This is a genomic window from Enterococcus sp. AZ149 (assembly GCF_051714285.1).
GTDB lineage: Bacteria > Bacillota > Bacilli > Lactobacillales > Enterococcaceae > Enterococcus_D > Enterococcus_D entomosocium.
In genome coordinates this window covers 2,830,700-2,851,595 of sequence record NZ_JBIORO010000001.1, presented here as the reverse complement: position 1 = coordinate 2,851,595, position 20,896 = coordinate 2,830,700, and the positions used below count along the sequence as shown (strand labels likewise).

Below are 20,896 nucleotides of genomic sequence, written 5' to 3'. Positions count from 1 at the left end.
GAATGATAGCGATTTCATTCTATAATTATGACAGTTCAGCTGAAGAAAGTAAATAGAACAATGATTAGTGAATATTTTTAAAATGAGCTGCAGCAGCAAGTTTCTTTTTTTTGTTAGGTATATTAGTAAAGAAAACTTACTAACTGGATGAAGCTCATTCCTACTGACACTCAGTTGAATCACAAAATGCCAAAAAGGGAAAGAGGAGGAAATTTTTTTGATTACCAATCCGATACTAACAGGCTTTCATCCAGACCCGAGTATTTGTCGTGCAGGAGAAGATTATTACATTGCTACGTCGACCTTTGAATGGTTTCCAGGTGTGCGCATCTTCCATTCGAAGGATTTGAAGAACTGGCGCTTGATCAGTACACCAGTCAATCGTGTCAGTCAGTTGAATATGCTGGGAAACCCAGATTCTGGGGGTGTTTGGGCGCCAAACTTAAGTTACAGTGATGGTCGTTTTTGGTTGATTTATTCAGATGTCAAAACACAATCTAATAGTTGGAAAGATGTGAACAATTATTTGATCACCTGTGAGACCATTGATGGGGATTGGTCAGAACCAATCTATATGAATTCTTCTGGTTTCGATCCCTCGTTATTTCATGACGACGACGGCAAAAAATATTTTTTGAACATGGTTTGGGATTATCGTCCGACAAACCATTCCTTTTATGGGATCGCTCTCCAAGAGTTTGATTGGCAAGCCAAGAAATTGGTGGGGCAGCCCAAAATCATCTTCAAAGGAACAGAGCGCAAATTGACGGAAGCACCGGTTATGTATAAAGTGAACGGCTATTATTATTTATTGACGGCAGAAGGCGGCACCAAGTTTGAACATGCAAGTACCATCGCTCGTGGGACGCACATCGAAGGGCCTTATGAAGTTCATCCTCAAAACCCTCTGATCAGTTCCTGGGGACAGCCAGAGATCCTGCTACAAAAAGCTGGCCATGGTTCATTTGTGAAAACGCAGACCGATGAATGGTATTTTGTTCACTTAACAGGGCGAGCGCTGAAGTATCCAGAAACGCCCCTCTTAGAAAATCGCGGCTATTGCCCGCTCGGACGAGAAACAGCGATCCAGTCTGTTTATTGGGAAAATGATTGGCCGTATATCACAGGCGGAAACTTTCCAAAAGAGGAAGTCCCACAGCCACAGCTGCCCGAACATCCGTGGGAAACAGAATCAGGCTTTGATGATTTTGAAGAGGCGTCGTTGGCACCAGTGTTTCAAACCTTGCGGATTCCTTTTTCTGAGGAAATCGGTAGTTTGACCGCACGACCAGGGTACTTGCGCTTGTATGGGCGAGAGTCGTTCAATTCCTTGTTCCATCAAGCACTGGTGGCAAGAAGATGGAGCGATTTTCGTTTCGAAGCAACGACTGCCGTCGAATTTTCACCGAACTCGTTTCTACAGTTAGCAGGCATGACGAATTACTACAATACACAAAACTGGTCGGCGATCTACATCACTCATGATGAGACGAAAGGCAGAATCATCACTGTATTGACAAGCGAAAAGGGCCAACTGAAGAGTCAAAAAGCACCAGAAGTTGTGATACCAGCCGATGTACAAACAGTCTACTTCAAAACGATCGTTAATTATGCCCACTATCAATACGCGTACTCGTTTGATCAAAAAGAGTGGCAGGTCATCGATCAGCTATTTGACAGCTTGCAATTGTCTGACGACTATGTAGCAGAACATTACGGTGGGTTCTTTACAGGGGCTTTTGTAGGGATGTTTGCGATTGATACGACCGGCAATCGTTTGGCGGCTGATTTTGATTCATTTGACTATCAAAAAATCGAGGAGGAAGAAAGATGAAAAATTGGAAACGGGTCTTACAAACAGTGTCATTGGCGGGCTTAGCAGCTTTTATGCTTAGTGGCTGCGGGAATGGTTCTGGAAACAGCAGCTCAGATAATAGCGCAACGGGAAGTAGTGGCAAGGATGAACTCGTGGTTTGGACCTTTACTTCAGAATTATCAACGATGATCAATGATTACTATTTGCCGGCGCATGACGACTTGGCCTATGACATTCGGATCGTGGAGATTCCTTCTGACCAATTCGAGACCAAGCTCGATCCGATTCTCGGTTCCAAAGATGCACCAGATGTGATTGCTTTAGAATCTGCCTTTGTCAAAAAATATGTGGAATCAGGCATGATGGCAGACCTTGGTTCACTGGGGCTTGATGAAGCCTCAGCAGATACGTATCAATATGTCAAAGACGTAGGGACTTCAAAAGACGGGGTTCTTCATGCCTTGGCTTGGCAAGCTGCTCCTGGCGGGTTTTATTACCGGGCATCGATGGCAGAAGAGCTGCTAGGAATCGATGATCCAGCGGCTGCGCAAGCGGCCTTGTCAGACTATGACAAGTTCTATGAGCAAGCCAAAGCAGTCAAAGAAAAAAGTGGTGGAACCACCTATATGATCTCTAGTGTCCAAGATTTGGCGAAGCCTTTTTATGGTCAACGCGAACATGGCTGGGTTGAAGACGGCAAATTAGTGATCGACGACAGTTTGTATGACTTGTTGGATGTATCACGAAAATTTGTAGAAGAAGGCCTGACACAAGATACAGAAGGACAGTCAGAAGCTTGGTTTGCTGGAATGAATGGCGACAATGTATTCGGTTATAGTTTGCCGACATGGGGGCTGCACTATTGGTTAAAACCAAATGCGACAGCTGCCGATAACTCCAGCTCAACAGAAGGCGACTGGCGCATGATCCAAGGACCTTCGTCGTGGTTCTGGGGCGGCACATGGATCGGTGCTACGGCAAATTCTGAGATGCAAGAAGAAGCTGCGCAATTGGTGGCTTACTTGACCACAGATCAAGCATTTTTAAAACAATGGGCCGAAGATACCGGTGATTTTGTATCAAATGAGCGAGTCGTTGAAGAAATTAAAGGCGAATATGAAGAGGAATTTTTAGGCGGTCAAAACCACTATGCAGAATTTGCCGATATGGTTCAAGACATCAACGCGAAAATTCTGACCGAGTATGACCAGACGATTGAAACCCTCTTTACGGATAGTTGTTTGACACCATATTCAAAAGGTGAAGTGGATCAGGAAACGGCGATCCAAAACTTTAAAGATGCGGTCGTCAATGCTTATCCAGATGTTCAAGTAGATTAGGTGTTGTTGAAACCGGCACCGAAGACGGGGTCGGTTTCAACCTTTTCTAGGTACTATGCGCTGCTTAAATGGCTTGTCTTTACAGGCAGAAGTTGGCAGTAGAAGAAAAAAATCAGGGGGATTACGATGCAGAATAAGAGAAGATTTGAACAGTATCATCGCTATGGGCTATTATTTATCACACCATTTTTTCTAGCATTCTTGGTTTTTCAGCTTTATCCAATTCTCTATACGATTTACCTAAGCTTTACGGATCTAAAAGGGTGGAATCCAGCTGCCAATCTTGTCGGACTGGATAACTATTTTGCGATTTTTCGCAACCCGTTATTTTTAAAATCGATCAGCAATACCTTTATTTTGTGGGGCGTAAACTTTGTCCCTCAAATTGGCTTGGCTCTGTTGCTGGCGGCATGGTTTACCAATATCAAGTTGCGTTTGCGGGGGAAAGGCTTCTTCAAAGTCGCTTTTTACTTACCCAACATCATTACTGCCGCTTCAGTAGCAATCTTATTTTTCGTTTTGTTCAGTTTTCCGTTAGGTCCGATCAACCTAGTCTTGCAGCATTTCGGTGTTTTGGACCAGCCCTATGACTTTTTCCGTAGTGAAACGGGCACTCGGCTGATCGTTTCCTTTATCCAATTTTGGATGTGGTATGGTCAGACAACGATCGTTTTGGTTTCGGGCATTTTGAGCATTGATGATGCTCTTTTTGAATCAGCAATGGTCGATGGAGCCAATGATGGTCAAATTTTCCGCAAGATCACGCTGCCTTTGTTAAAACCAATCTTGCTTTATACATTGGTGACGTCTTTGATTGGCGGCTTGCAAATGTTCGACATTCCTTTTTTGCTGACAAACGGCAATCCCAACAATAGTGTCTTAACGATCACGATGTTTATCTACAACCAAGCCTTTACCGGGAGTCGGAATTTCAACGTTGCCGCAACCGCGTCGGTGCTATTATTGGTACTTTCGATCGTATTAAGCACGTTATTGTTTCAATTTTTCAAAGAAAACAGCAAAGTGGGGCGAAAATAAATGGAAAATAGCTATCGAGCAAAACGATTGTTGATCTATGTCTTTTTGGTGTTGCTGACCATCTTAAGTATTCTGCCGTTTTGGGTCGTCTTAGTCAATGCGACCCGTTCAGCAGAACAGATCCAGCAAGGGCTGTCCTTGTGGCCTGGCGGTAATCTCCAATACAACTGGTCCGTCTTAATGGGCAGAGGCTTCAATGTTTTCAATGGATTTAAAAATAGTTTCTTGATTGCGGCTGGCGCTACCGTTCTCAATGTATATTTTTCGGCATTGACAGCTTATGGCGTGATCGCCTATGAGTTTCGTGGCAAGAAAGTCCTGTTTGCTGTCATTCTTGGGCTGATCATGATCCCTCAGCAAATTAGCATGATCGGTTTTTATCAATTTATGAATCGCTTAGGGCTCTTAAATAATTTTCTGCCATTGATTTTACCAGCGATCGCATCACCTGCTACCGTTTTTTTCTTAAAGCAATACTTAGAAACGATCTATCATCCTGATTTGGCAGATTCTGCTCGTTTGGACGGAGCCGGCGAAATCAAAATTTTCCATCGCATCATGTTGCCCTTGATGAAACCGGGCTTAGCCACCATGGCGATTTTCTCGTTCGTGACCTCGTGGAATAATTTCTTGATGCCCTTGATCTTGATCAACGATACGGAAAAGTATACGTTGCCGATGCTGGTCCAATTGCTGAAAACTGATGTTTACCGTACTGAATTTGGCAGTATGTATCTAGGGATCTCATTAAGTATTATTCCTTTATTGCTGATTTACCTGTTTCTATCGAAATACATCGTGGGCGGTGTGACGGCTGGCGGAATCAAAGGATAGCGAGACCTTTTTTCCCAAAAGAAAACGCTGGACTGAGTCTTCAGTCCAGCATTCATTTAATGGATCACACGGGAGAGATCAAGTGCTGCAAAGCGCAAATCGTTGATATTCAAGAAATGTTTCGCCACTAAAACGTTACCGCCAAACAGCGGGGCTTGATCGCCTAATCGGCTGTTTTTGATCTTCGTGTTTTTGGTGAACTGGCTGGTCAATTTTTGTTGCAGCGCCAGTAATAAATCAGGAATTTTGCGATAGACCGAGCTGTTGATATAGACTTCTTCGGGATCAGAAAAAGTGATGACATTGTTTAGCCCAATACTAAGAAACTCAACATTTTGTTGCGCCAATTCGACTGCTGATTTTTCTCCGGCATGATAGGCTTGTGCAAAGGTATCCGAATTAACGAACGCTGTTTTTGTATAGTGACTGTAGGTGTCAAACAAGACTTTGTTCGACGCATATTGCTCTAAGCAGCCTCGATTGCCGCAAGGGCACAAGTTGCCGTGAGGAAAGAGCGTAGAATGGCCAACTTCCCCCGCCATGCCGTGAGTACCGGTTTGTAGCTGCCCATCAACGATGATTCCGACACCGATCCCACTATGGACGCTGACGCTCAGTAAATTCGTGGAATCAGAAGAAAAACAGTACTCGCCTAAAGCCGTCAGATTGGCTTCGTTTTCTATATAGACCGCCGTATTGTATTTTTGGCTCAAAGGGGCGATCAAATCAAAGTGTTCCAAGTCGTAGTAGGGGGCAAAGGTGACCGTCTGATTGTGAACGATGCCGTGGATCGCCAAACAGATTCCTACTAATCCATGAGTGGTTTGCGGCATTTGCGGCCAAAATTCTTTCATCATAGAATCGATCGTCGCCAGTACATTTTCTTTGGTGATCAATTCATGGGAATGATCGGCGGAGGCGATCATCTCGCCATTGATATAAGAAAGCATTCCACGAACATAGTTATAGCCGATGTCAAAGGTAACAGCTAAGCTGCTGCGGTGATTGAATTGCAATTGAATCGGTTTGCGACCACCGATCGAAGTGGAATCCCCAATGCCGACTTCGCGAACGAAGTCCGTGTCGATCAGTTTTTTTGTTATTTGAGAAACAGACGCTTTATTGAGATGGGTCAAATTTGACACTTCCGCTCGTGACACATTTTCATTGTCAATGATCGTCTTCAATACAGCCGCTTCATTTTGTTCGCGTATGCCCATTTTATTGATAATCATGTGTTCTCCTCTTCATAGATGTGATTAGTGTTAGTTTACCGTGCAAATTAATATTGTGCAAGCTGAAGAATAAAGAAAAGACGAAGAATGTAGAAGCAGCAGTTTGAGAACGAAAATCATAGAAAGATTTGTTGAAAGCGCTTGACAGGAATGCGAGAATCGTTTACTATCCAATTAGTTAGTTTTGAATGCTAATTAACCGATTGAGAGGCAATGGTTAACTGCTTCAAACAGAGGAAGGAGAGAAGAGATGGCTTATTTTTTAGGGTTGGATCTAGGAACAAGTGCGTTAAAAGGCTTAGTTTTTGATCAAACCGGGGAACTCCAAGGAACAGCAAGTGTTGACTATCCATTGTCATCCCCTAGACCGGGGTTCAGTGAGCAAGAGCCTGTGCATTGGCAAGAGGCGGCAGATAAGGTAATCAAAACCTTGATCCAGCAGCTTCCAACGTTGCAGAAAGAATTGATCGGCATCAGCTTTTCCGGGCAAATGCATAGTCTTGTTTTATTGGATGAAGAAAACCGAGTCATTCGCCCGGCAATATTATGGAATGACGTTCGAACCACCAAACAATGTCAAGCGATCATGGCATCCTTTGGAGAGGAAATAAAAGAAATCACCAAGAATGTTGCTTTGGAAGGGTTCACCTTACCCAAAATTTTATGGGTCCAAGAACACGAGCCTGAACATTGGCAACAAGTTCGTCACATGATGCTGCCAAAAGACTACTTGGCTTTTTGGCTGACAGGTAACTATTCGATGGATTATTCTGATGCGGCGGGTACGTTACTGCTGGATATCGAAAAGAAGTGCTGGTCTGAAGCCATTCTAGGAAAATTCGCAATCGCATCGGATTTACTGCCGCCGCTTTTTGAATCAGCAGCGCCTGTAGGGCAAATGCGAAAAGAACTGCAAGAAGCCTTTGGCTTTGAACAAGAGGTGACGATCTATGCAGGTGGCGCAGACAATGCCTGTGCTGCATTAGGGTCCGGGATCATCGCCGAAGGTGTCGGCATGGTGTCGATTGGCACTAGCGGTGTGTTCTTATCCTTTGAAGAAGCGCAAGAGGTTGATTATCAAGGCGATCTACACCTTTTCCGTCATGCGATCAAAGACAAGTTGTATTCAATGGGGGTCACTTTAGCCGCTGGAAATTCCTTAAGCTGGTATCGTGATACGTTTGCCCCAAACCAATCGTTTCAGGAATTGCTTTCAGCGATCAGTGAGGTAAAACCGGGGGCAGAAGGCCTGCTGTTTACGCCTTATATCGTGGGCGAACGCACACCACATACCGACAGCCAAATCAGGGGAAGTTTTATTGGTATTGACACACGGCATCGCGAAAAGCATTTCAGTCGTGCCGTCTTAGAAGGGATCACCTTCTCTCTGAAAGATTCCCAAATGATCATGGAAGAACGAGCACAGCGGAAATTCACCCAGATCGTTTCTGTGGGGGGCGGTGCGAAAAATGCCGAATGGCTGCAAATGCAAGCCGATATTTTTAATGCAGAAATGCTGACTTTATCTACTGAACAAGGTCCAGGTATGGGCGCAGCAATGCTGGCAGCAATCGGCAGTGGCATTTATCCAGATGCGGCCGCTTGTGTTAACACCTTTGTCAAATACAGCAAGGCAATTGCACCGATTCCTGAAAATGTCGCCAAATACCAAGAAATTTATGCGATCTACCGGACCGTCTACCAGCAGACCGCGCCTATCTGCCATGCGTTGGCGCAGCTCGAATAGCGTAATGGCAGCAGACAATTTGTTTGATCAAAGCGAGGAATCGTTATTGGTTCTAAATGATTGGAACTAAGTAAGTTAGTTTATTACACTAAAAAACATAAAATGGAGGCAACAACAATGACTTATTTCCCAGAAATCGAAAAAATCCGCTACGAAGGTCCTAAAACAGACAATATGTTTGCATTTCGCCATTACGATGCCGAAGAAGTTGTTTTAGGCAAGAAAATGAAAGATCATCTACGTTTTGCAATTGCCTATTGGCACACCATGACGCAAGATGGTTCCGATCCTTTCGGCGCACCCGTCAACAAACGGACGTGGATCGGTGACACCGAAATGGAAACGGCGAAAAATCGAGTAGAAGCTTTTTTTGAGATTTGCGAAAAATTAGGGGCAGAGTTCTTCTGTTTCCATGATGTTGACGTGGCACCTGCGGGAGAAACGTTAGAAGAATTTTTCCAAAACTTAGACGAAATCACCGATTTGATCAAAGAAAAAATGGAACAAACGGGGATCAAACTCTTATGGAATACAGCAAATATGTTCTCACACCCTCGTTTCAACAACGGCGCTGCTTCCACCAATAATGCGGAAGTTTACGCGTATGCAGCAGCCCAAGTTAAAAAAGGCTTAGATATCTCGAAAAAATTAGGCGGTGAAAACTATGTCTTCTGGGGCGGCCGTGAAGGCTATGAAACCTTGTTGAATACAGACATGAAATTTGAACAAGACAACATCGCCCGTCTATTCAAAATGGCGATCGCTTATGGCGAAAAAATCGGTCATAAACCGCAGTTCTTATTAGAGCCGAAACCAAAAGAACCATCAAAGCACCAATATGATTTTGATGCAGCGACAACGATGGCCTTCATTCAGCACTACGGCTTAGAAGGAGATTTCAAATTAAACCTAGAAGCCAATCATGCAACATTAGCTGGCCATACCTTTGAACATGAAATCGCCGTTGCCCGTAGCTATAACGCATTAGGCTCACTGGATGCCAACCAAGGAGATATGCTGTTAGGATGGGATACGGATGAATTTCCAACCAACGTTTTTGACTCGACACTCGCTTTATACGAAGTCTTAGAAAACGGCGGCATCGCACCGGGAGGAATCAACTTCGATTCTAAAGTCCGTCGTTCGTCATTTGAAATGGAAGATCTGTTGTTAGCCCACATCGCTGGTATGGATACGTATGCCCGAGCGTTAAAAGCAGCAGCGAAACTGAAAGAAGACCGCTTCTTAGACGAGTTGAAGGAAAAACGGTACGCCTCGTTCCAAGAAGGCATCGGAGCGAAGATCGTTGCTGATGAGGAAAACTTAGAAACACTGACAGATTACGCATTGGCGCATGATCAAATCGAATTAGAATCCAGCCACATTGAATATGTGAAATCTCGTTTGAATGATTACCTGTTTTAATAAGAAACGACTGTCGTTCTGAGGAGCGACAGTTTTTTCACCTAAAAAATATCTTTTGGCAATTGTTACGAATCAACCAAATTATGATACGATAAAATGTAACCGATTTAACTCGGTTTAGGAATTGAAGGAGGCAACTTGATGTTTCACACAAACTTAGATCCTTTCCCAGAAAACTTCTTATGGGGGGCGGCTTCGGCGGCCTATCAAATTGAAGGTGCATGGGCAGAAGACGGCAAAGGTCCGTCGATTTGGGATACCTATGCCCAAATTCCCGGCAATACCTTTGAGGAAACCAACGGCAAAGTGGCGATCGATCACTACCATCGATACAAAGAAGATGTTGCCTTGATGAAGCAAATGGGCTTGAAAGCCTATCGCTTCAGCGTGGCGTGGTCGCGAATCGTGCCTGATGGCGAAGGTGCGGTCAATGAAGCTGGTGTGGCGTTTTACGAAAAGCTGGTGGACGAATTGCTTCGGCAAGGAGTAGAACCGATTTTGACGCTGTATCATTGGGATCTTCCTCAGGCTTTGCAAGACAAATACCAAGGATGGGAGGGACGAGAAACAGCAGCGGCATTTGAACGGTATTGCCGAATCCTTTTTGAACGCTTAGGAAAGAAAGTCACCTATTGGGTCACCATGAATGAACAAAATGTCTTCACTTCTCTTGGGTACCGTTGGGCGGCACATCCACCGGGCTTGAAGGACTTAAAACGGATGTATGCAGCCAATCATATCATCAACCTTGCCAATGCAAAGGCAATTAATTTGTTCCATGAGCTGGTTCCACAGGGCAAGATTGGTCCAAGTTTTGGCTATGGTCCGATGTATCCGTTTAGCTGTGACCCAGAAGATGTGCTGGCTGCAGAAAATGGCGAAGCCTTCAACAACGCGTGGTTTTTAGATGTCTATTGCAAAGGCGAATACCCGAAATTTGTCTACAAGCAATTAGCCAAAGTCGGTCTGGCTCCTGAAGTCACTTCAGAAGATCAAGCACTATTAAAACAGGCAAAACCTGACTTCTTAGGGATCAATTACTATCACGGTGGAACGGCCCAACAAAACAATTTGCAAAAGCAGTCAGCTGAAAAGAAAGAATTTTCTAAAGTCGATCCGTATTTGATGCAAGCGGCAGCTGGCGAGTTCTCACCAGAAGAAACCATGTTTGCGACGGCGGAAAATCCCCACTTGAAAAAAACAGATTGGGGCTGGGAGATCGATCCCGTTGGTTTCCGTGTAGCCTTGCGACGTATCCAAGCCAATTATGACTTGCCGATTTTTATTACTGAAAATGGGTTAGGCGCCATCGATCAATTGACAGAAGACAAACAGATCCATGATCCATACCGCATTACCTATTTGCAGGAACATCTGGCGGAACTGCAAAAGGCTATCACGGATGGGGTTGAGCTGATCGGCTATTGTGCTTGGTCCTTTACAGATCTACTAAGTTGGTTGAATGGATACCAAAAACGCTATGGGTTTGTTTATGTCGATCGCGACAATCAAAACGAACGTCAGTTGGCGCGCATCCCGAAGGATAGTTTTTATTGGTATCAAGAGGTGATTCGCACCAATGGGGCAAGTTTGACAAGTGAAACATGATGTAACGAAGGAGTAGCTGAAAATGGAGGTTGGAAAATGCGTAAAGTGTTGATCGTTGATGATGAAGCATCGATCCGAAATGGACTGCCTCTGATCATCGATTGGGAATGTCTGGGGTATCAAATTGTCGGGTCGGCGGAAAACGGCGAAGATGGCTTGGCAATGATCCGCGAATTGAAGCCAGACGTTGTGATCGCTGATATCCGTATGCCGGGAAAAAATGGTCTTGAGATGGTGCAAGCAGCATCGGAGGAAGGGCTTTTGTTTTTTGCCATTATTTTGTCCGGCTACTCAGATTTTGACTATGCCAAGCAAGCGTTGCAACTGGGCGCTGTGACCTATTTGCTGAAACCAGTTGATGAAGAAGAGCTGATCGGTATTTTGACGAAAATCGATCAAAAAGCCAAGACCGATCAGCAGAAAAATCAGAAGAGTCAGTTGATGGAGAAATTGTTTGGCGGGGATCAAACGGGGATCAAAGACGCACAAGCCATCAAGCTATTGCGACTTTCCGAGGAGGCAGATGCCCAAAAGCTGGTTGAGAAATTGCAGGAGCAAGTGGCGCAAGTCATCACCTTGATCCATCGGCATCATCGGTATTTGGTTTTGTTAAACGAGGAACGCTTTCCCGACGAGGCGATCGATGCGTGGTGCCGCAAAAAAATGGCTCATCAAGAGATCTTGATCTCCCGCTGGTTTGCGGCGCAAGAGAACTTGAAGCCATTGATGATCGATATCCAGACATTAAGTAAATTGATTTTCTTATTTCCCAATCAAGTCATTTCTCACCATGTTTTGGATACGACCCAAGAAGCAGAAGAACGAAGCGATTTGCGTGAAGAATTAGTAAAAGCGATTTTGGCAAACGATCCGTTGGAACAGCCGTTATTCCGCTATTATCAAACCTTTTATCATTTATTGGCATTGGAAGAAGAGATCAAATGGCAAGTCAATGGCGACATCGAATGGCTGCAGCATCAAATCAGTGAAAAAGTAGCATTAGCGATCGAATGGTCGACAGACGAAGTGCATCAGCAGATTTTTCTCGCCCAAACGTTTCCGATGCTACAAGAGGTGATCACCGAAAAACTAGCAGACTTGCAAGCAACAGTCGCCAGCAGTTTGAACCAAATCGATATCATTGCAGAATTGATCCAATACACAAAAAAGCATTATCAAGAAGATTTGACCTTGAAAAAAATCGGGGAACGTTTCAATTACAATAGTGCCTATCTAGGCAAGAAGTTTCGCAAAGAAACCGGTAAAAATTATTTGGCGTTCTTGGATGAAGTACGAATGGAAAAAGCGGTGGAAATCTTACGTCATTCCAATCTAATGGTCTACGAAGTTGCTGAATTGGTGGGCTACAGCAATGTTGATTATTTCTATAAAAAGTTCAAACAATACCATCGGGTTTCACCGAATGAGTTTCGGAAAAATGAATAACCACAAAGATGTCCGTGATTTTCTACGGACATCTATTTTTTAGGGTAACGATGACTAAATTGCTTGGTAGGCTTTCTTTTTTTTCTTTTATATAATTTAAATGAAACTGTAAGCGCTTTTTGAACGGAGGAGGAGAAATGACAGATGTACGCCTGTGCTTTGATGTAGGCGGGACCTATATCAAATTCGGGGTTTTTACCGAGAAGAATCAATGGCTGGACCGAGGCAAAATCAAAACCCCGAGTAATACGCGGGATGAATTTTTTGCTGCCTTAGCTGCCAAAATACAAGAAGTCGAGCAAGCGCATGTTATCGAAGGGATCGGGCTGAGTTTTCCTGGTTTCATTGATTCAGTCAATGGCCGAGCGATCATGGCGGGGGCGTTGGCTCCTTTACACGGCTGTGCTGTCGTACAAGAGCTACAGCAGCGTTTAACCAAGTCTTATCCGATCTGGATCGAAAATGATGCGAAATGTGCTGCTTTAGCAGAACTCTCGACCGGCAATGCTACTGACGTACAAGATTTTGTCATGATCACATTAGGCACCGGTATTGGTGGCGCGCTCGTTCATCAGCGCCAGTTGATTCACGGAAATGGGTTTCGGGCAGGAGAATTCGGAATGATGATCACTGATTTTCAAGCATCTTCTTTTGCGACCCTCCATGACCTAGCTTCAACGAGAGGACTGATTGATGCCTATCGACGGGCAAAAGCGATTCCTGAATCAGAGGAGATTTTAGGCGAAACCATCATGCAGCAGCGGTCGAGTGATCCTGAAACGCAAGAGATTCTGAAACAGTGGGCACGTTATGTCGCACTTGCGATTTACAACCTAGCTGTCACGATGAATCCCGAAAAAATACTGATCGGCGGCGGCATCAGCCAAAACCCTGATCTATTAGCTATAATCAAACAAGCAATCAATGAGAACCCCCATTGGCCGGATTTCCAAGTGCCGATAGAGACTTGTCGTTACTATAATGATTCTGGTCTGTTAGGGGCGTTGACATTGATCCAACAAGGAGGAAAAAAATGAAATTTTCAGATGGCGGTTGGTTATTTCGTGAAGGATTTGATGTGAAATTTGCGGTGCATGTCTACGATGCCCGTAAAGAAGAAAACAAATTGGTCTTATATCTGCCTTATAGCTATGTCGGGCATAAAGGGGCAACACTGGATGGCGGATTGTTAACGATGGAAGTTACTACCCCTAGAACCAATATCATTGGGATCACCCTCTACAATTATAAAGGGGTCCAAGCCAAAGCCCCCAACTTTGAATTGATGACAGAAGAGATCACTCCTGATATTTCAGAAGATGAGCAATCGTATGTTTTTCGCTCGGGAGACTTGCAAGTCGTGATCAGCAAAGAGGAAAATGTGACAGCTTCGTTTTATTACAAAGAACAGCTGATTACCCAAAGCAAACCTCGCAGCAAAGCCTTAGTGATTGATCCGCAAGCAAATACCCATATCAGCGAACAGTTGACCCTGGATGTGGGAGAAACGATTTATGGTTTAGGGGAACGCTTTACAAATTTCGTGAAGAACGGCCAAAGTGTTGATATCTGGAATGCCGACGGGGGCACTGGTACGGAGCAAGCTTACAAAAATATTCCGTTTTATGTAAGTAATAAAGGGTATGGCGTCTTTGTCAATTCACCCGACCGGGTGCAATTTGAAGTGGGGAGTGAAAAAGTTTCTCGTGTTCAATTCAGCAATCCAGGACAAACGCTGCAGTACTTTGTGATCGCCGGTGATGAGTTAAAACAAGTGATCCAGCGCTACACTGATTTGACGGGGAAACCGTCGCTGCCACCTGCGTGGTCCTTTGGGTTGTGGCTAAGTACCTCGTTCTTGACGGATTATGATGAACAAACCGTAACATCTTTTGTAGACGGTATGGCAGAACGTGAGATTCCCCTTGAGGTCTTTCATTTTGACTGCTTATGGATGAAGGAATACGAGTGGTGCAACTTCACGTGGGACGAACGAACTTTCCCAGAACCGGAAAAAATGCTGCAGCGCTTGAAAGCCAAAGGATTGAAAATCTGTGTCTGGATCAATCCGTACATTGGGCAAAAATCACCCTTGTTTGACGAAGGGATGGCCAATGGCTACTTTTTGAAACGCGCCAATGGAGATGTCTGGCAATGGGACAAATGGCAAGCAGGTTTGGCGATCGTCGACTTCACCAACCCTGAAGCGGTCGCTTGGTACAATAGCAAGCTGCGTGCCTTATTAGACATGGGTGTGGATTGCTTCAAAACGGATTTTGGTGAACGGATTCCCACCGATGCGGTGTACTATGACGGCTCTGATCCAGAAAAAATGCACAATTATTACGCCTACCTATACAATAAAGTCGTCTTTGACTTGCTGAAAGAAGTCAAGGGAGCAGAAGAAGCCATCGTTTTTGCGCGGGCAGCTTCGGTTGGTTCGCAACGCTTGCCTGTACACTGGGGTGGCGACAGTACCTCAGATTATCCATCAATGGCAGAGTCACTGCGGGCAGGTCTGTCCTTTGGGTTAGGCGGCTTTGGGTATTGGAGCCACGATATCTCAGGGTTTGAAGCTGGCTCAACCCCAGACCTTTACAAGCGCTGGACACAATTTGGTCTGCTGTCTTCCCATAGCCGTTACCATGGCAGCTGGGAATACAAAGTGCCTTGGGTTTATGACGACGAAGCCGTGGCGGTAGCCAAAGCCTTTACCAAGTTAAAATTGTCCTTGATGCCTTACTTGCAAGCTCAATCGGTGCTAACCGCCCAAACGGGGATTCCGATGATGCGGGCGATGGTCTTAGAGTTTCCTGAAGACGAGATGACCCATCATTTGGATCGCCAATACATGCTGGGGGAACACCTTTTAGTTGCGCCTATTTTTAATGATCAAGGAACGGTCTCCTTTTACGTACCGAAGACGAAGGGGCATTGGATCGACTATTTATCTGGCAAAGCTTACGAGGGCGGACGTTGGTACCAAGAAACCTATGATTATTTCCACTTGCCACTGTTAGTCCGACCAAATCAACTGATTATCGAAGGCCATGAACAAACCAAAGCAGTCTATGACTATGCCGAACATCCAACGATCCATCTCTTTGATCCGCAAGACAAGACCGCTGCGGCTATCTATGATCACCACGGTGAGTGGATTGGCGAGGTGGCTGTTGAAAGAGTCGATCAAGAACTGATCGTCAAGCTGACAGGGATCCAGCAAGCATCCTTGCAGATTCACACGACTGCTGGAAAAACGAGCCATAAGCTGACGGCTGACCAAACCACGATAAAGGAGTTCTAGATGCCGATGCGAACCATCACGAATCCAATTTTACCTGGATTTCATCCAGATCCCAGTATTTGCCGTGTCGGTGAAGACTTTTATCTGGTGACGAGTACTTTTGAATATTTTCCTGGATTACCAATTTATCACAGTAAAAACTTGGCAGACTGGCAGCTGATTTGTCATGGACTTTCGCGACCTGAGCAGCTGCAGTTATCGACGAAAAACCCCAACGCTTTTGGTCTGTATGCCCCAACCTTGCGTTTTATCAAGGACCGCTTTTACCTCGTTTGTACCAACGTTGGGGCAAACGAAGGAAGAGAAGGCAACTTTCTGATCTGGACAGATGACATCGCCGGTGAATGGTCTGACCCGATTTGGCTGGACACCCCTGGGATCGACCCGACGATTTTCGCAGATGACGATGGGCAGACCTATTACTTAGGCACCCATAAGGAGATCTATCTGCGGACGATCAATTTGGCTTCTGGAGAATTAGGTCCGCGCCAAAACATTTGGACAGGCAGCGGAGCGGCTGATCCAGAAGGCCCCCACTTGTATAAAAAAGACGGCTATTACTACCTGTTGATCTCCGAAGGTGGAACGTCCTATGGTCATATGCTGACCATGGCCCGCAGCCGTTCCTTGACGGGACCCTATGAAGCATGTTCCAATAATCCAGTGATGACCAATCGCAGTACGAATCTGCCGCTGCAAGCTGCAGGGCATGCGGACCTCGTGCAAGATATCCAAGGCAACTGGTGGGCAGTTTGTCTGGCAGTACGCCCCATCAGCTATCCTTTGAGGCATTTGTTAGGTCGGGAAACATGCCTGCTACCGGTGGACTGGTCAAACCAATGGCCGGTGTTTGGCGAGGAAGGTCACTTGCCAGAAACCGTTCAGATAGACACAGCGGTGGTACCAAAGGAAACACGGAAGGAGAGCAGCAAGCCTGATTACGTGACTTTATTCGAATGGGCCCCGACGTTGATTGAAGAAGAGCCACATGGCTTCTTGCTGCATCCTAATCAGACGGGTCTGTCCGATCAAGGCAAACTTGCCGCAGTGTTCCAACGGCAAACCGCCTTTGAGCAACAATTTCAGGCAACCTTTGATTGTCGGCAACTAACGGATGGGCAAGCAGGATTGACGGTTTTCTTAAATGCCACCCATCACTATGAGGGTTACCTGGAAAAAACAGCCATCAGTCGACAGTTGGTTTTCCGCCGACAAATCGGTTCCTTATGGAAAGTTGAAAAGAAACTGCCTTATGCAGCAGATATGGTCACCTTGCAGCTGAGCGCCGATAAAGAAACCTATCGTTTTTCTGTTCTTGATGAACAAGGACAAGCACAGCTTTTAGGCAGTGGAGAAACAAAATATCTGACCACTGAAGTCGGTGGTGTCTTTACTGGGATCATGGTGGGCTGTTACGCCAGTGCTTCTTCACCACAACAAACAGTTCGTGTGTGGGATTTCTAACCAAGCAAAAGCCCCCTTTCGATTTCTGAAACAGGAATCGAAGGGGGGCTTTACTGTTTTAGTGAAGAGAAAATGAATCTTGGCTTAGATCATGGATGCGCAAGATGACTTGTGTGCCGCTACCCAGCACACTCTCGATCGTCAAGCCGTATTCAGGTCCATAAAACATTTTGACCCGATGATTGACGTTGGCTAGCCCAATGTTCTTTTTGGCATGGGTGGAGGGCGTCTTGATTTTTTGCTGCAAGCCTTCGAGTTTTTCTGGCGGTATCCCGCTGCCGTTGTCTTGTACCACGATCACCAGATCATGGCCGTCTTTGGTGATCGTCAAACGGACAAACCCTGGATAGGTGATGCCTTCCAAGCCATGGGAGATGGCGTTTTCCACCAATGGTTGAATCAGGAGGGGCAATATTTGGACTTCTTTTTGGTCGATCTCATTGGAGACTGAATAGGAAAAGTTGACTCGATCGCCAAAGCGCATCCGCTGGATCTTGACATATACGTGAACGGCATCTAAGGACTCTTCTAAACTCGTTCGCTTGGTTCCGTGGGCTTCTAGCGTATAGCGCATCGATTTTGCCAGTAATTTGATGGCGTAAACGACGTCAGAATTGCCGGAAGTCAGCGCCATCATGCGAATCGTTTCTAACGTGTTGAACAAAAAGTGGGGATTGATCTGCCCCGCTAAGATATTAAATTCCATTTGCTGTTGTTGAGTCAACAGCTCTTGCTGCGCCAGACGCGAACGGTAGATCTCTTCTTCTTTTTTCTTGATTCGTTGAATGATCTTATGGAAATCAAGAGAGATCTGAGAAATTTCGTCTTCGCCGCTAATATTTTGAAAGAAATCATAATCCTCGATCGAGGCAAAGTAGACCGCCTGCTGCAGTTGAGAAATTCGTTTGGTAAAGAATCGAGCAAACAGAAAGACGATGATGAAAGTAGTGATCAAAATCACCAAAACGATCGTGCTCCAACGGATCAGATTGGCGCGTAGATTGCGATAGGCATTTGTATCCGCACTATAAATTGTGATGATGTCTTCTTTGTTACTCATGGGTAAGGTGCTTTTGGTGAGCATCACCTTGGTACCATCATCTTTTAAAAAGGCAGCACTCGTTTGCGGCTCAGAAAGAGTTGTAAGCTGTCCCGGTTCACCGACTTGATTGATTTTGTCGCTATAAAAGATGACATCATCATTTAACTGTAATTCCAATTCATAGGATGAATTACGAAGTCGGTTGCTGAGATAATTATAATCGACTTGGATCTCCAAAACGGCAGTTTCTTTTGATAAAGGCAAAGGCAACGTTTTATAAAGACTCAAACGATTTGCTTTGTAATCCTCTGGCATCGTCATCAAAAAAGCATCGGGTTGCTTGAGGGCTCGTTGGTACCAGGCGGTCGCTTGAATTGTGTCATCTGCCTGTTGAAAATATTTATAGTTCGGAATGGTTTGATTCGTCGTATAGATAGTTAATTTCGCAATCGAGGTTTGAAGATTTCTGATCTCATCTAGCTGATCATAGCTATTGATGTCCACGATCGCTTCTTGGTCGTCAAGGTAATTGGCAGTTAAAAGCTGACGTAGATGAGTATCGTTTGATAAGGAACTCGCCGTGTTGGTCAGCGTGTTTGTTGTATCAAAAAGAACAGATTTGACACGCTGAGCATTCAACTCTGCCAAGTGTTGGTAATTGCCTGTCAGCTGTTTGGTTGAATCGTAGACCAATAAGAGACCTATAGTCACTGTGGATAAAAAAACAACAGGCAGATAAAGAATGAATAATTGTCGCCGAATGGAAAACTGACTCAGACGACGAAAAAGTGAGAGATGACTGATTTTTTTCATGCTTGTTGATTACGAAAGATAGAAAGCAACAGGAACGAACTACAATAAATAACGAAAGAAAAACCAAAAATCAACAAGAGGAATTTAAACAATGGAAATAAAACAACAAAACAAAACGCAGCGATAGGAATAAGCGCGAGGGCTAACGAACGGATAGGGTCCGCAATCGGTAACAGAAACGCGTTTTTTAATGTTTGCCTAAAGCTGTTTTCATAACGTCCAATTAACGCGAGGCAATAGACTAACACAATAAACAGATAAATAGCTGTAACAATTAGAACGAAGGCAAAAATACTGGCAAGAATGGTTTTTGAGGAAAACCAAAACAAGCTACTATACAGTAGTGCTACCATGGGCAATCCAAGAAGGAGAAAACTACCGGTGGCTTTCATAAAGTTTGCTCGTAGCGCTCGGACATAGCCCACGATCAATTCACCACGCTCTTCATCCGCATAACGAATCGTCACTTCATAAAGGGCAGCTGTCGCAGCTCCAATCGTAATAATTGGCAAACAGCTAATGATATATAGTAAATTTAACAATGTGAATTGTGAAAAAACGGTGGTTATTTTGTACAGTTGACCATCAGGATTGTACTTCATTTTTATCCCTCCAAAATTGATATATTCCTATAGTACTCGCAAAAAACAAATTTTGAAAGCCTTGCCATTTAGGTGTCTTTTATCTGAAACCTTGATGTATCAGCATTCTTTATAAATAAAAGAAAAATAAAGTCTAAAATGTACGGATTGACCTCTATTTTTAACAGGTGGCAAATGAGATTTCAGGTGCTAGTATTAAAAATGTAAAAGCGGTTACAAAAAAGGGGGAGGAAAATGGAAAGTAAACTAAGCAGTGTCCCAAGAAAAAATAAGCGGGTGACACGAGAAGGGAAGATTTTGTTTTTATGTATCGTTCCCTTTCTGATTCTCGTGTTTTTGTTCTCTTATTTTCCTTTGCACGGATGGATTTATTCACTTTATGATTACAAACCAGCATTAGGTTTAGCGCGCAGCGAGTTTGTAGGCTTCAAATGGTTTCGACTTCTTGTCTCTAGTCCAACACAAGTGGATCAGATCGTACAAGTAATGAAAAACACCTTTGCCATGAGTTTTTTAGGGATCGCCACTTCGATCCTACCAGTAGGCTTCGCCATTTTATTGAACGAAATCAAGTGCAAATGGTTTAAAAACTTGGTCCAAACGCTGACCACGCTGCCGAATTTTATCAGTTGGGTTTTGGTGTATACGATCGCCTTTAGCTTGTTTTCTTCAACAGGGCTGGTAAACACGTTGCTGCAAGAATGGGGCTTCGTTACAGATCCAGTCAAATTTTTGGATAGCGGCAATCATACGTGGCTTATGATGTGTCTTTGGAATATTTGGAAAGGCTTGGGCTGGGGTGCCATCATGTATCTTGCAGGCATTTCAGGAATTGACCCCGAATTGTATGAATCGGCACGAATCGATGGGGCGAATCGTTTCCACCTGATGCGTCATATCACACTGCCTGCCTTGATGCCGACGTTCCTTGTGATGCTGATGCTGTCTATCGCCAACTTGTTGAACAACGGGATGGATCAGTACTTTGTTTTCCAAAATGCATTCAATCGAAATACGATCCAAGTCCTCGATTTGTATGTCTACAATTTAGGGATGGGTGGAAATAGTCTATCTCTGGCTACCGCGATCAGTATGCTAAAAAGTGTCATTTCTGTTGCCTTGTTAGCCATCGTCAATATTGCTTCGAAAAAAATTCGGGGGACTTCCATTATTTAGGAGAGG

At 44.5% G+C, this 20,896-nt stretch carries 15 protein-coding genes; 12 read left to right on the top strand and 3 right to left on the bottom strand.

The window, feature by feature from the left end; genetic code table 11:
- Positions 1-217: 217 nt before the first annotated feature.
- From IGI94_RS13155 to IGI94_RS13140, 4 genes are all read left to right on the top strand, one after another.
- Complete coding sequence (locus IGI94_RS13155; protein WP_008380592.1) at positions 218-1,834, top strand: glycoside hydrolase family 43 protein; 1,617 nt, start codon at positions 218-220, stop codon at positions 1,832-1,834.
- Positions 1,831-3,156, top strand: a complete 1,326-nt coding sequence (locus IGI94_RS13150; protein ID WP_008380593.1) for an ABC transporter substrate-binding protein — start codon at positions 1,831-1,833, stop codon at positions 3,154-3,156. Before IGI94_RS13155 ends, IGI94_RS13150 begins: the two co-directional genes overlap by 4 nt.
- A gap of 126 nt (positions 3,157-3,282) precedes the next feature.
- Positions 3,283-4,194: a carbohydrate ABC transporter permease gene (locus IGI94_RS13145; protein ID WP_016612771.1), complete on the top strand. Its 912-nt coding sequence runs from the start codon at positions 3,283-3,285 to the stop codon at positions 4,192-4,194.
- On the top strand, positions 4,195-5,028 hold the full coding sequence (locus IGI94_RS13140; protein WP_005228444.1) for a carbohydrate ABC transporter permease: 834 nt from the start codon (positions 4,195-4,197) through the stop codon (positions 5,026-5,028).
- A 56-nt stretch (positions 5,029-5,084) separates the two neighbouring features.
- Here IGI94_RS13140 and IGI94_RS13135 read toward each other — a convergent pair whose 3' ends face one another.
- A complete protein-coding gene (locus IGI94_RS13135; protein ID WP_016612770.1) occupies positions 5,085-6,263 on the bottom strand; it encodes an ROK family protein in 1,179 nt (392 codons plus the stop codon).
- A gap of 250 nt (positions 6,264-6,513) precedes the next feature.
- Here IGI94_RS13135 and xylB point away from each other — a divergent pair, with 250 nt between their 5' ends.
- The 7 genes from xylB (at position 6,514) to IGI94_RS13100 (ending at position 17,257) form a co-directional block, all read left to right on the top strand.
- Positions 6,514-8,010: a xylulokinase gene (gene xylB / locus IGI94_RS13130; RefSeq protein WP_061053208.1), complete on the top strand. Its 1,497-nt coding sequence runs from the start codon at positions 6,514-6,516 to the stop codon at positions 8,008-8,010.
- Between the two features lie 117 nt (positions 8,011-8,127).
- On the top strand, positions 8,128-9,435 hold the full coding sequence (gene xylA / locus IGI94_RS13125) for a xylose isomerase (RefSeq protein ID WP_008380597.1): 1,308 nt from the start codon (positions 8,128-8,130) through the stop codon (positions 9,433-9,435).
- A 141-nt stretch (positions 9,436-9,576) separates the two neighbouring features.
- Positions 9,577-11,043 (top strand): glycoside hydrolase family 1 protein, encoded by a 1,467-nt coding sequence (locus IGI94_RS13120; protein WP_438899862.1) that lies wholly within the window; start codon positions 9,577-9,579, stop codon positions 11,041-11,043.
- A gap of 36 nt (positions 11,044-11,079) precedes the next feature.
- A complete protein-coding gene (locus IGI94_RS13115) occupies positions 11,080-12,489 on the top strand; it encodes a response regulator (protein ID WP_061053206.1) in 1,410 nt (469 codons plus the stop codon).
- A 137-nt stretch (positions 12,490-12,626) separates the two neighbouring features.
- Entirely contained in the window at positions 12,627-13,526 is a 900-nt protein-coding gene (locus tag IGI94_RS13110; RefSeq protein WP_016621642.1) for an ROK family protein, read from the top strand.
- Positions 13,523-15,793, top strand: coding sequence for an alpha-xylosidase (gene yicI / locus IGI94_RS13105; protein ID WP_016612766.1), 2,271 nt, complete (start codon positions 13,523-13,525; stop codon positions 15,791-15,793). The genes IGI94_RS13110 and yicI overlap by 4 nt, the downstream gene beginning before the upstream one ends.
- Positions 15,794-17,257, top strand: a complete 1,464-nt coding sequence (locus IGI94_RS13100; protein WP_438899861.1) for a family 43 glycosylhydrolase — start codon at positions 15,794-15,796, stop codon at positions 17,255-17,257.
- Between the two features lie 58 nt (positions 17,258-17,315).
- Here IGI94_RS13100 and IGI94_RS13095 read toward each other — a convergent pair whose 3' ends face one another.
- Positions 17,316-19,112 (bottom strand): sensor histidine kinase, encoded by a 1,797-nt coding sequence (locus IGI94_RS13095; RefSeq protein ID WP_016621641.1) that lies wholly within the window; start codon positions 19,110-19,112, stop codon positions 17,316-17,318.
- The gene (locus tag IGI94_RS13090; protein WP_005234068.1) at positions 19,109-19,714 is read right to left on the bottom strand and encodes a YesL family protein; all 606 of its coding nucleotides are present in this window, start codon (positions 19,712-19,714) and stop codon (positions 19,109-19,111) included. Before IGI94_RS13090 ends, IGI94_RS13095 begins: the two co-directional genes overlap by 4 nt.
- A gap of 234 nt (positions 19,715-19,948) precedes the next feature.
- Here IGI94_RS13090 and IGI94_RS13085 point away from each other — a divergent pair, with 234 nt between their 5' ends.
- The gene (locus tag IGI94_RS13085; RefSeq protein WP_005228459.1) at positions 19,949-20,890 is read left to right on the top strand and encodes an ABC transporter permease; all 942 of its coding nucleotides are present in this window, start codon (positions 19,949-19,951) and stop codon (positions 20,888-20,890) included.
- Positions 20,891-20,896: the final 6 nt, after the last annotated feature.